Source organism: Geminocystis herdmanii PCC 6308 (genome assembly GCF_000332235.1).
GTDB lineage: Bacteria > Cyanobacteriota > Cyanobacteriia > Cyanobacteriales > Cyanobacteriaceae > Geminocystis > Geminocystis herdmanii.
On the sequence record NZ_CM001775.1, the window covers coordinates 3,582,272 to 3,594,829 of the forward strand.

Here is a 12,558-nt window from a genome sequence, read left to right on the forward strand (position 1 = left end):
TATGAAGTAGGCAATACAGAAAATACAATAAACTTTATAAAATACTTAATATCAAAAAATAAGGATAGTCAAATAGTAATAATTTGGGATGGAGCAAAATATCATATAAGTAAAGAATTAAAGGAGTATTTAGGAAAAATAAATGAGGGAAAAGAACAAGAAGACTGGTTGGTAAAATGTATAAAATTAGCACCAAATGCACCGGAACAAAATCCCATAGAAGATGTCTGGTTACAGGGAAAAGAAATATTAAGAAAATACTGGAATATGTGCAAAACCTTCAAAATAGTAAAGTGGTTATTTGAATGGGCAATTAAAGAACATATATTCAGTTTTCCCAAACTATCAATGTATGCTTCTTTCTCATGAATCATTCCTGATTGCTATATTCATATCTTGATAGGTAACTTCTAATTTATCAACTATCACTTTACTAAACTGTTTAAAAAAATTAGGATTAAATTGTTGTTTTAGAGAGACATCATAAAACGTCTCTGCATGAGCAAAATCTTTATTTGATAATGCTTGGTATAAATTCTCAATTAGTATTTTTGCTTCTTCTTCAAAAGTTATATTTTCAGACTTTGATAGATTATTTACCAATAAATTAGATATGATTGAAGATAGTTTATTTAAAGAATAATTATTAGTATTTTTAACAGCAAAAAATAATATTAATAAGAATGAAATAGAATAAAAAAATATTTTTACATTCGACTTATTGTTCTTAGAAACTTGAATGTTATCATCAAAAGATATTTTAAAAATAGAATCATTAGGTATTGATAAATTTTGATAAATTATCGGTAGCCAACTACCTCCGGGAAAATCTTTATCCCATGCCTGTAATCTTTCTCTGGCTTCCCTTAATGCACAAAAAACTGATTTATTTTGTTGTAAAGCGCATAGAAAATTTTTCAGAAATTCTTGGGCAATTAAATCTGGCACTCCTTCCCTCATCACAATTACTTGAGGAATGTTTAATTTACTTAATTCTTGGGCTAATCCGATACCATCACAGGAGTTAAAAATAGCTAAATTTAATCCTTGTTTTATAGCTTGATTTAAAGCCGTTTTCAATTCATTAATAGTCAGACTTTCTTGAGGATTAATAAAGATAATTCCTTGATGATTTTCCGTGTGGCTATGCCCTGCAAAAAATAACATATCCCATCCTTCTTTATCCCATAATTTTTGATAAAATTCGGTAGTTTTTGGTTCAACTCAAAAGGTTATTTCTGCATTTTTAATCTCTTTAATTAAGGCTCGATCGATCTCAACATTTATTCCTTCACTATGTCCTAATATAGTTAATATTCTTAATTTTTTTCGAGGTTTTTTAGTAATATTTATTTGACTATATTCAGGAGTGCTAATGCCTATTTCTGCTTGTTGATAATCTTCTAAAAAATGCCATAAATGCCACGGAAAACGATGTAAAATTATATCTGCTGTTTCTACAATTATCTGTATTTCATCATTAGGGATTAATCTGGTGCGTAATTTCCTATCGATGGGGGAAAAACTAGGAGAATCTAACCAAAGGTTAAATTTTGTTTCAATTTCTTGACAAAGTTCTTGAAATCCTCTTATAGAAATATTTGTAAGTCCTTCTTCTTCCACTTCAAAAAGTCTGCGTCTAGCTACGTCAAAACGCTGATGTAAGGCTTTATAAAGAGTTTGCCAATTATGATTGAGTGTCGCTAATTCTGGATTAGGGGGCAAACAGCCAATAAATTGCTCAAATCCGCCCTTTTCCGTTCTTAATTGAGCGGTAATATGGGAAAATCCACTATTGATGTTTCCTGCACCTAAATTTAAAACAATTAGCTTTGTCATATTATCAAATCACCCTTAAATCCTCTATTATTTATTGTAAGGGCAATCTTTCATAAAAATCCGAATTTCAGTTTTCTCATATAAAAAAGATGAAAAATAAGCTAGTATGATATTAGTCATACTTACACATAATTATCATGAAAAAAACTTTATATATTCCCGATGAATTATGGGAAGAATTAACTAATTATTTGAAACAGCATCCTCAAGAAAATATATCTAGCGTAGTACAAATGGCATTAAAAGAAAAATTACGTCCTCGTAATGGTGAAGGATTATTAAAGTTAGCAGGAATAGTTAAAAATGCCCCAACAGATGCCTCTACAAATATAAATAACCGCTCATAAATTGATTATAAAGATTTGGTTTTTTTTTGTGATATAGAATTTTGGAATCCTTAACTTAATTATCTTTTCTCAGTCACTTTAATATTAAAATTATCTTCTAACCAAGAAAGTTCTAATTTCCAATTATTTTGACTTCTTTTTGTCCATTGAAACCAAACTTTTTTGAGATAATTTTCTACTTCTAAATTTGACCAATTATTAATTTTTGCTAGATGTTTTTTTGCTTCGGCTTCTTTTCCTCTCACTCTTGCTAATCCTATATGTTTGACTTGATGACAACTGGGGCAAAGGGCAGTTAATCCCATTAGTTTTTGAATGTATTTTTCATCGTCATAGTGCCAAATTTCGTGACATTCTACGGGATGTTTTGAGCCAACTCCGCCACAAATTTCACATTTATAATTGGCTTTTTTATAGGTATCTTTTCTTAATATATCCCATGTTTTTTTGTCCACATGATCTCTGACATTGGAAAACCAACAAGTTTGCGGTACGAGTTCGATCGATAATTTACACATATTTTTGATGGTATTTAATTTTTTTTGAGTATGAAATTTAAAAATTTTGAGTATTGAATTTTGAACTTTTGATAAAAAAAGATTTAGCCCTATTTTTCTTTAAGGAGTTTTTAAATAGGGTTAAAATAAAATTTACTAATGTTAAGCAACTTGAAATTGAGATGTGATAATTTCTTTATCAAAATCAAGAACATCAGGATAATTTAAAGCATTTTCAATCAATTCAACCATAGAAGTTTTTTGATTATAAAGTATTACTAAATGATCTCTTGCTCTTGTCATGGCTGTATAAATTCCAGCTTTCTCGGTAAAATCAGCTTCAGGATTACTTAAATTTTCGTGGGCTTTATCTACTCCTGCGATAATTACAGCGTCAAATTCTACACCTTTTAAGGCATTCCATGAGTCCACGATAACATAAGGTCGATCGACTACATTTTTATCTCTTTCTTGGGAAGACATAGGTGCATGATTTTCTACTCCTAAGTTTTTTAATTCTTGGCTAATTTGTTTGCGAATATTTTTGTCTCTGGGATGAGTTAAAATTCCGATAGAAGATTCTGGATAACTATCTAAAGCTAATTTTACCTGTTCAGCAATTTGGCGAGACATATCACCAGAATTGACTTGCATTAGTTGAGGTTGAAGATTAGAACTTCTGGATACTTTTTTTAGAGGCTCAATAATACTTCCAATATTTGGAGTATAAATAATTTTACCTTGATTGTCTCTTTCTCTTTTTTCTACCTTCATATTGGCAGAATCTAAAGCAGGAGTTATAAATTTCCATGCTACTTCTAAAATTTCTGGAGAGTTTCGATAATTGAAATCAAAAACTTGAGATCGCCCTACCACATCTATACCCAGTTTTTTCCAAGTCCATCCATCTTTACGGCGATGAGATTGTCCATAAACAGATTGGGTATTATCGTACACGAAAAATAAAGAGTTTGTATCTGGATTTAATACAGCTAAAAGAGCTAGATACCACTCATCGAAAAAATCTTGAGCTTCATCGATTAATATAGCATCATATTTAACTGAAGAATTTTTCATGTGATCGACAAAATTTTCTCTTAATCGTTTACCATGATTATCATCTTCATCATGAGCAAAAGTATAGCCAAAGGAATAACTCCATTTATGAAAGGTACTACATTGTTTTAATTCAATACCTTTTTCTTCTAGTTTTGATTTGAGCCAACCATTCATAAAGCGGTTATAACTTAAAACTAAAATATTAGTCATACCTGCTTCGATAATTTTTTCGACTCGATTACGCAAAACTAGAGATTTTCCTGAACCTGCTACGCCACGAACTAAAGCATGAGCATTTATACTAACATTTTTAGCTTTATTTTGTTCTTGATCTAAAATTTCACATCCTAATCTTTGTTCAATCGTATCTTGAAAGTTAATCCACATAATAGTTATTTCAACTTATTAATTTTGTTCTTACTTACATATCAGGAGAGGTTAGAAAAAATATGCAGAATAAAAAAAATGACCTGCATACTTTCAGTTAATTAATTAGCTAGTTTGAAATCCCAATAAACAGTAGTAATAGACAAATATCTCTCCTCCTTATCTATAGCAGGGCTGTTTCATTTTCAAATTTTTGGTTAAGAGGGAGTAATGAGTAATGAGTAAAGAGTAATAAGTTTTGATAATTTACCATCATAAATTGATTTTTTTAATATTTTTTATTATTAGTTAAAATCTGACGGTAACAAATCGCCCAAATCCCCCAGATTCTAATTTCTAGCCATTTTTACCAACTTACTTTGAAACAGCCCTGCTTATCTATAGGGGCAATAATGCGTAAACCTCGTAAACGATCGATCGTCCGTTCATACATCGTATTTCGTAAGCATTTATCGAGCAGTGTCCATGTACGAGCGTTACTATGGAATTGATATTTACCATAAGCCAAAGCAATACGAATCATATCTATACTTGGCGAGGGTATAACTTGAGTTTGGTGAAGGTAGGCAAAAGGCAAGTAGGCAAAAGGCAACTGTACATTTTGCAACATCAGATTATAACCTTGATGAGTATACATTAATCGCCCGTTGTTGCATCCGTCTTTGAGCGTGGTTTTCATCATGAGGTTTTCCACTAATGACAAAATCAGGAATTTCCACGATTTTAGGGTCTTTTTCCGTCAGACAATGTAAAATCTTGCTAAGTTTCATAGTTTTATCCGCTAATTAATTTTACTTCCTACTTATTTATCAGGAGAGAAATGAGAAATTATGCGCGTGAGGAGTTTATTTTTTCTATGTTACTTTGTTGAAAATTGCGATTTACTTTAATTAATTTACCCTTTAACGATTCTACCGATGAAATCATATAATTAATTCTTTTTGCTAACTCCTCCCAATTTCGATCGCTAAAAGCGGCGCTGCTCGATCGAACTAGGGGCATAAATACGCCAAGCAGGATTCATAATGGAGATAACCCCATCCACATCATCAATATAGTCATTAACTTCAGACACACCGCAAATAATAATTTCCATAAGCAATTTTTAACCAGTGAAAGCAACATTTATTTATCAGAAAAAGAATTAATTTTTATGCAAGATAATCAGATTATTGCTTAAAAATAACTTATACTCTATCTTATTATTGAGATAGCATTTTTAAATCATTTATGGGAATTTCAAATTAATTTTCCCCTTTACTAACAGGGGTTAAAGGAAATATGAATCAAATATTAAAAGACTTAACAATTCGTGGTTTTCGTGGTTTTCGAGACATTAAATTATCCGATATGGGTAATATTAATATTATCGTTGGCAATAACAATTCAGGTAAAACAAGTATTCTTGAAGCTATAGCACTTTTTTGTAACCCACTTGATCCTGTTCGGTGGTTTGAAATCTCAAAACGTAGTTTTTATTCTGCAAGAGCGTTACGTTATCGACCTGATTTAGAATCGATAAAATGGATTTTTCAAAAACAAGAAATATCCCCGAATAAAGATGAATGTTATCAAGAATTAATCATTCAAGCTAATGGTAAAACCACCATTAAAGAATTAACCGCAGAAATAGAGAAAATTTCGGGAATAAGAGTTAGTGAAACTCAAGATAATGAGTTAGAAATTGACAACGAAAATACGGTAATAGAAGATGCCATAAACGACATTGGTGGAGAGATAGAATCTCAAGGATTAGAAGTAAATATTAAAGCCAAATATATCGAAGAAGATAATTTAATTCAGAATCAAGAAATTAAAGAAAAATTCCAATTTTGGGAAGATGAACGTTTTATTTCTAAAAAAAGAAAACAGGAATTTATTAACACTAATATAGTCTCTCCTGCCTATTCTAATTCCGTTTCGATCGTCTTATCAAGACTTATTTTAGAAGATCAAAAAAACAAAGATGAAGTATTAAATTTAATCAGATTATTTGATGAACAAATTATAGATATAATGATTCTCACTCCTAAACATTTTGGCAATCTCTATATTAAACACGAAAAATTAGGATTACCTCCTTTAGATATTTTTGGAGACGGCATCAAAAAAACTATTGCGATGGCTTTGGCGTTACAATCTGCTAAAAATGGCATATTATTAATTGATGAAATTGAAACCTCTATTCATGTATCCGCTTTAAATGAAATTTTTGCTTGGTTAGTCAAAAGTTGTTTACAACAAAACATTCAATTAATTGTTACAACCCATAGTCTTGAAGCAGTGGACGCAATGATTAGTTGCGATAATTCTACAGATAATATTGTCGCTTTTCAGCTTAATAATACTGATAATTCTGTCAAAAGATTTTCAGGAGATTTGTTAACAAGATTACGTTGGAATAGAGGATTAGATATTAGATAAAAAGATGAAATATTGTTACATTGTCACAGAAGGAATCCACGATATAGAATTTTTAACAAAACTAATCAAAGAATTATTTAGCTTATCCAGAATTAAAAAGCGATCGTTAGTTAATCCATTTTGGGATGAATTAATACCTAAAACATTCCCTATTAATGATGATTTATTAAAACGTATTCCTGTGCCTTCATTTATTCAAAATGAGCAATATTCTATAGCTTTACATAATGCCACTGGAATTAATAATATTGTTAATACTTTAGAAGAAAGTTTAAGCGTGATTGATACATCAAAATTATTTAGTATTGGTTTAATTTTAGATGCAGATATAGAGGAAAAACCGCAAAAAAGATTTCAAGATTTAATTCAAGAATTGTCAAAAAAAATAACTCTGATTAATTTTCCATCTTTACAACTTGGGGAAGTTAATATCAGTAATCCTCGATTTGGTATTTTTATTTTACCCGATAATCAAAATCAAGGTACTTTAGAATCTATTTTAATGGAATGTGCCAAAATTAATTATCCTGATTTACTAGAATCAGCAACAGAATATATTGAAGGATTTGATTCAAGTAAATTAACAGCAAAAGAATTAAAAGAATTTAATAAATTAGCGGGTAAGAATAAAGCCATTATATCCAGTATGAGTAGCATTTTAAAACCCGGAAAAGCAATCCAAGTTTCCCTACAAGATAATCAATGGATAAATCAAAACAGTCTTGAATTACCCAGTATAATTCTCCTGCAAAAATTTATTAATGATTTAATTGATTAAGAGTAAAAAGATAGATTATGATAGTTTTATGTAGAACACCCTCTGTATCATTGTCCAATCGTTTAACCATTCTCTTTTATTGTAATCTTCAGAAGCAATAAGGCAAAAATTAAGGTTTTCTTCAAAGTTATCCATAAAACTATTTATTCTACTTGTTCTTAATTCATTAATATAAGGACTAACACAAATAAAAATATTTATACCTGAGAATGTACTCTCTATTAAAGAAGTAAGATGACTAAGAGAAAATAATTCTACATCCAAAATATTAGAAAATATATGAAAAGTTGTATCAACTGATTTATCGATTATAAAATCTTCTTTATTAGTGGAATCTAAATCTTTATTTATAGTAATAATTTCAGCTAAATTAGTGAATTTTCGTAAATGTAAAGACGCTCTTGATAGAGCAACCGTTGAAGGTTCAACTAATGTAAATTTATTATTTTGAAAATCCAAATTTTTATTTTTTAAATAATCACAAAAAACCATACTTCCCATTCCTTGCCCACATCCCCAATCAACAACGTGATTAACTTTAGTTAGAATATTATCATCAATTTTACACAACGCATCTAATAATTTAGCTTTGTGCATAGCACTATATCCCACCATATAACGACACAGTTGTTGTTCATTTTCAAGAATGGCTACTCCTCGTTTTAGAGAATAGAAAGTTGCTTCAGAATTATCATCTCTCAAACTAAAGTCAAAAGATAATTTTCTTATTTCTTCAAAATTAGCCTCAATTTTTGATAGTGCTTTTGCATAATCAGTACCAGTCTCAATTAAAAATACTGGATGCTTATAATCTTGGTAAATTGGTGATACTTTTAAATCAAAATGTTCATCGAGAAGTGTTTGTACTTTTTTACTAAAAATATCATAATTATCAATACTATAATTAAGGATTTCTGCAAGAAGTGTACTTTTTAAAAATGAATAAGGTTGAGCATTAAAAATATACTCTTGAATAGTTTTTTTTATATTATAAACACCTTCACTATTAAATTCCCAAAAATGTTTAACAACTTGTAAATAATAATTGATTAAGGTTATAGTTGGCTTCTCTGAGTTATCTTCTTCAAATTCATCGGCATAAACAAGTTTTTTGATAATGTTTTCTAACCTGTTAGAATAGTCTTCTAGTATTTTAATATCAATGAAAAAAAGTGCCGCCGCTTCCGTTCGACTACTAACTTGATAATTCTTATTTTTTAAAGTTCCATAAACTAATCTAAACTGAGAAACTAAACCATAACGCTCACATACTTCTAACAATAAATTTAAAAAGTTTAGTATTAATAAATCATTAGTATCTAATTGATTAAAAAAACGATTATATTTTGCAATTATATTTTGCAAATCTCTTGTTTTTTTATGCAAAATGCTATATTTTTGATTCGCAAAATAATCATAGACTTCCTCATAGTTATCTTTTAAAAAAGTAGATAAGGAAGTTTTATCATTAATTAATATTAGTTTGTTAATCATAAATGAAATATGTCAATATTTATTACTTATTAAAATTAATTTTGGGATTATTTTCGGAAAATTCCTTTAATTGATTTATCGTATCAATAATATCAATTAACTGTTTAGAATCAAAGTCTTTTTTATTTATGTTTAAATGTTGTTTAGCTAAATTCTTTAATTCCTCATAAGTTAGTTTATAAAAATCAAAACTACTATCACTATTTTTTGATTCAACATTGTTAATAGTCTTATCAGTATTTGTATTTAATAATTCTTCTTTATTTAATTTATTTTTAGTATTTTCCTTTCTTATATTATCATCTTCTTTCATATAAGAATTATTTTTACAATGGATAATTTCATTATTTAATTCCTCAATTTTTTTCTCATAATCAGATTTGATTTGATTTTTTTGACGTTCTTTTTCTTCAATAAAATCATCTTTTAATTTATTATTGATTATATTAAAAAACCATTCTTTTAGTAAAGGCTCTAAAATATCAGTAATATTTTTCAATATAGCATTTTCATCTATGGCATCTTCTATTTTATTTTTTTTTAACGGAAAAAAATCTAATAATTCTAGGAGATAACCCTTAATTCTCGTATAAAGATTCTTAAATATTTTTTCTAAATCTTTTGTATAAATACTATTAGAGTATTCATCTGATAAAAATTCAGTTCTTTTTTGAGTATAAATTACTGTATCTAAAATTTTATAGTAATCATAACTATCATCTTGGGATTGATTTTCAAATTTAGGTAGCCATTCATCTAAGTAGGAAAATATAGCAACTTTTGATAATTGTTTTTTATTAAAAGTTCTTTGATAAGCACTTTCTATTAAATAGTAATCCATTTTTGAGTTAAGCTCAAACTTGACTTTTAAATTTGCATCAATGTCGTCAAATTTATACTCATTACGAAAACTTTTATAACCATTGTATAAACCAAAAACTAAAGCAATTTGTTCAATGTATTGAAATTTATTCTCTAAAATTTCTCGCAATAATGTTTCAGATGTATATGGTTTATCATTACTTCCATACTGAGCTAAAAAGCATAATAAATATAGTTCTCTATTATGCTCTACTAGGTTATCTAAGTTTTGAATTTTATTTTTTAGTCCACCAATTTCCAGATGAATTTGTTTTTCCTCAGCAACACGCTTTAATTCTTCTATTGATAATGGTTTGTGCTTTATTTCTTTTTGTATTAATTTCCAATCATCTCTTTCGGAATCGGTTAGTAAACCAGAATAATTAAAACCATCTTTTAATATTTTTTTTGCTTTTAATTTCTCAAAATCACTAGATATTTCTGAATTGATATTAGAAACAAAAGACAAAAAATCGGCAACATTGACTTCTTGACAAACAGAACGCATTAAAGAAATGCCACCTAGTAAATTATCAAATTTAGAGATATTGTTAGAATAATCTTCTGGTGCTATCTCTTGGTTTTGTGACTCAAAATTGATTTCACTAAAATTACTAGGTTCTTCAATCTGAAAAAGAAAGTCTGGGAGGAATGCAGTTCCTTTATTAATTTTATAGCTAATATTTTCTTGATTTTCTTTACTTGTGAACCAAATAGTTTTGATCCTAGAAATAGGCAAAGGTTTAGACAATAATTTAAGGTCTTTTTCTTCAGTTTCCACTAAGAAATTTTCATCTTCTGTATCGATAATTAACTCTAAACTACAGTCACAATCTTTGATCCATTTACACTGTGATATGAGGATGGCATTAAAATTTGATTGAATATCGTGTATACGGTTTTGATAACAATTAGCAGAACAAATCAAAGCACTTGAATAATAATGAGATAAATTCTCATAATTGAGAGGCAAATAATATGTTTTCATAGTCTTTTTATAATGTTATTGTTTCGTAAGTATTGGGGTGTAAACCATCGGGAACTGTATCACACAATAAAAATAGATTTCTTCTTGTTCTAGTCAAAGCGACATAGTAATCATTTTCGCTAACTACATACAAATTCTTAATATTATCCCTATATAGGTGAAATTTAGGTATTATTACAGTGTCAAATTCTAAACCTTTACAGGACTTGAATGTTGTAATGTGTATGTTTTCTATCGTTTCAATTTCGTCTCCGTCATGATAATAACGAGAATAATTAGCACCAATTTCCTTGAGAATTGACTCATAGTAGTCAACCTGTACCTGCAAAGGTACTAAAATTACCAGATTCTCCGTAGATGGGTTATCTTCAATTAATTCCTTTAAAACATTTTTCACTTTATCATCATTATCCGCTATTACTAATTTTGGTTTTTGTCCTCTTACTGCCAATTGTTCATTAATGACAAAATGAGGGAAAATGTTTTTTACAAATCTTAGAATTTCCCCTGAGTTTCTAAAATTTTCGTAAAGCTCATAAGTTTTATTATAGAATAACTCTTGAAGTTGAGATTCTGAACATCCATGGTTATATAGAGATTGTCTCTCATCCGCACCATACGACACCATTCTTGCATATTCTCTGATCGTTTGATATTTTTGCAGAGAAACGTCTTGTGCTTCGTCAACAATTATTTCATCATATTGTGATGGTTTCATTGTCCATTTATAGGTCCTAGCAATACTACTACTTGCATTGTCGTCTTCTCTTTCAGCAACATTTCCAAGATAATATTCTAAAGACTTTGTGTAGGTTAACAATAAACTTCGTCTTCCCCTACGTTGCCAATTTTCAATATGTCGCCACAAAGATACTACTGTTTTGCCTGTACCTGGTCCTCCTTTCAAATGAAATGGTTGGTCGGTAAAAACGGCAGCTTGCTGATCTGGAGTCAAGTCATCGATTTTTGGTAATCTAAATTGGTATGGCATAAATTAATTGTTCAATAATATATTTAACTATAAATAACTCTAAAGGTTAAATTGATTCTTGGTGTAACCGCCTTTTTTGTTTTAGGTATTTGATGTAACCAATATTTTTGAGTATCCCCAGCCATTAATAAAAAGCTCCCGTTAGTTAGCTCAATTGCATAACTCTCTGGATTATTCTTATCTTTAGACTTGAACATAAAACGCCGTGAACCTCCTAAACTTACAGAACCGATAATCGGTTTTTTTCCTAGTTCTGGTTCATCATCACTGTGCCAAGCTACACTATCATTACCATTTCTATATAAGTTCAACAATACACTATTAAATTTTACTGGAGAAAAGCACTCAATTTTATTTTTAATTAAGATTAAAGGTTTAATCCAATTGAGAGGTTGGAGGGTAATTCCTGAATAAACATAAGTCTTATCTGAATCCCCATACCATGCTGTTAACCGAGGAATAGGCATAGTTTTACCGTAGAGTTTGATTGTCTCCTGTTTCCAAGCTATTTTCTCCTGTAACTCCAGAAAAAGATTCTTACTTTGGTCATCGGTAAAAAATTTACGATAAAGAGTGATCTCACTATTTTTCAGAGGAATTCTTTCTCCCTTAACTTTTGATGAGTTAGAAGGATAAATCTTTGTTTGATAGTTATTGGAAAAGATACTTAACTGCTTGGACATAAATAATTTATAAATTCTGTTAAAATTTACCTAGTTTTGAAAAACTCAGTATATAGCAATTCTCGTTTTGGTGAGGTACAAAAATTGTCTTTGAAAGGCAAGAGGCAATAGGCAATAGGCAAAAAAAATGTACCTCATAATTTTAAAAAACGCTATATATTCATCACTGCTTATCATTTAATTTATCATTAATTGCTCTGAAATTTACCT

Annotated in this window: 15 protein-coding genes; 4 read left to right on the top strand and 11 right to left on the bottom strand. The window is 29.1% G+C overall.

What is annotated here, in order from left to right:
• Positions 1-369 (top strand): transposase (locus SYN6308_RS25650; RefSeq protein WP_017295826.1); only part of this gene is annotated, 369 nt, incomplete at its 5' end.
• On the opposite strand, the gene SYN6308_RS23565 is transcribed toward SYN6308_RS25650, so the two are convergent.
• Positions 364-1,167 carry a CHAT domain-containing protein gene (locus SYN6308_RS23565; protein WP_017295827.1) on the bottom strand — a complete coding sequence of 268 codons (804 nt, stop codon included), beginning with the start codon at positions 1,165-1,167 and terminating at the stop codon, positions 364-366. The genes SYN6308_RS25650 and SYN6308_RS23565 overlap by 6 nt on opposite strands.
• A gap of 57 nt (positions 1,168-1,224) precedes the next feature.
• Entirely contained in the window at positions 1,225-1,839 is a 615-nt protein-coding gene (locus SYN6308_RS23570; protein WP_017295828.1) for a hypothetical protein, read from the bottom strand.
• A 137-nt stretch (positions 1,840-1,976) separates the two neighbouring features.
• Between SYN6308_RS23570 and SYN6308_RS17925 the strand changes: the two genes are divergently transcribed.
• Complete coding sequence (locus SYN6308_RS17925; protein ID WP_017295829.1) at positions 1,977-2,186, top strand: hypothetical protein; 210 nt, start codon at positions 1,977-1,979, stop codon at positions 2,184-2,186.
• Between the two features lie 59 nt (positions 2,187-2,245).
• On the opposite strand, the gene SYN6308_RS17930 is transcribed toward SYN6308_RS17925, so the two are convergent.
• From SYN6308_RS17930 to SYN6308_RS25855, 5 genes are all read right to left on the bottom strand, one after another.
• The gene (locus SYN6308_RS17930) at positions 2,246-2,704 is read right to left on the bottom strand and encodes an HNH endonuclease (protein WP_017295830.1); all 459 of its coding nucleotides are present in this window, start codon (positions 2,702-2,704) and stop codon (positions 2,246-2,248) included.
• A 141-nt stretch (positions 2,705-2,845) separates the two neighbouring features.
• Positions 2,846-4,129: a UvrD-helicase domain-containing protein gene (locus SYN6308_RS17935; protein ID WP_017295831.1), complete on the bottom strand. Its 1,284-nt coding sequence runs from the start codon at positions 4,127-4,129 to the stop codon at positions 2,846-2,848.
• Between the two features lie 346 nt (positions 4,130-4,475).
• A complete protein-coding gene (locus SYN6308_RS22940; protein WP_390090247.1) occupies positions 4,476-4,721 on the bottom strand; it encodes a hypothetical protein in 246 nt (81 codons plus the stop codon).
• A gap of 22 nt (positions 4,722-4,743) precedes the next feature.
• Positions 4,744-4,899, bottom strand: a complete 156-nt coding sequence (locus tag SYN6308_RS25000; protein ID WP_158412766.1) for a hypothetical protein — start codon at positions 4,897-4,899, stop codon at positions 4,744-4,746.
• A gap of 197 nt (positions 4,900-5,096) precedes the next feature.
• Positions 5,097-5,225 carry a hypothetical protein gene (locus SYN6308_RS25855; protein WP_017295833.1) on the bottom strand — a complete coding sequence of 43 codons (129 nt, stop codon included), beginning with the start codon at positions 5,223-5,225 and terminating at the stop codon, positions 5,097-5,099.
• Between the two features lie 185 nt (positions 5,226-5,410).
• On the opposite strand from SYN6308_RS25855, the gene SYN6308_RS17950 reads away from it, so the two are divergent.
• Both SYN6308_RS17950 and SYN6308_RS17955 read left to right on the top strand, forming a co-directional pair.
• The gene (locus SYN6308_RS17950) at positions 5,411-6,553 is read left to right on the top strand and encodes an ATP-binding protein (RefSeq protein ID WP_017295834.1); all 1,143 of its coding nucleotides are present in this window, start codon (positions 5,411-5,413) and stop codon (positions 6,551-6,553) included.
• 4 nt (positions 6,554-6,557) lie between these two features.
• Positions 6,558-7,331 carry a DUF3226 domain-containing protein gene (locus tag SYN6308_RS17955; protein ID WP_017295835.1) on the top strand — a complete coding sequence of 258 codons (774 nt, stop codon included), beginning with the start codon at positions 6,558-6,560 and terminating at the stop codon, positions 7,329-7,331.
• Positions 7,332-7,346: 15 nt separating this feature from the next.
• On the opposite strand, the gene SYN6308_RS17960 is transcribed toward SYN6308_RS17955, so the two are convergent.
• From SYN6308_RS17960 to SYN6308_RS17975, 4 genes are read right to left on the bottom strand one after another with little or no spacing between them, the layout of a single operon-like run.
• Positions 7,347-8,825 carry a hypothetical protein gene (locus SYN6308_RS17960; protein ID WP_017295836.1) on the bottom strand — a complete coding sequence of 493 codons (1,479 nt, stop codon included), beginning with the start codon at positions 8,823-8,825 and terminating at the stop codon, positions 7,347-7,349.
• Between the two features lie 22 nt (positions 8,826-8,847).
• Entirely contained in the window at positions 8,848-10,674 is a 1,827-nt protein-coding gene (locus tag SYN6308_RS17965; protein WP_017295837.1) for a hypothetical protein, read from the bottom strand.
• Positions 10,675-10,681: 7 nt separating this feature from the next.
• Complete coding sequence (locus SYN6308_RS17970; protein WP_158412767.1) at positions 10,682-11,629, bottom strand: DNA/RNA helicase domain-containing protein; 948 nt, start codon at positions 11,627-11,629, stop codon at positions 10,682-10,684.
• Between the two features lie 59 nt (positions 11,630-11,688).
• A complete protein-coding gene (locus SYN6308_RS17975) occupies positions 11,689-12,348 on the bottom strand; it encodes an alpha-ketoglutarate-dependent dioxygenase AlkB family protein (RefSeq protein ID WP_017295839.1) in 660 nt (219 codons plus the stop codon).
• Between the last annotated feature and the right edge of the window lie 210 nt (positions 12,349-12,558).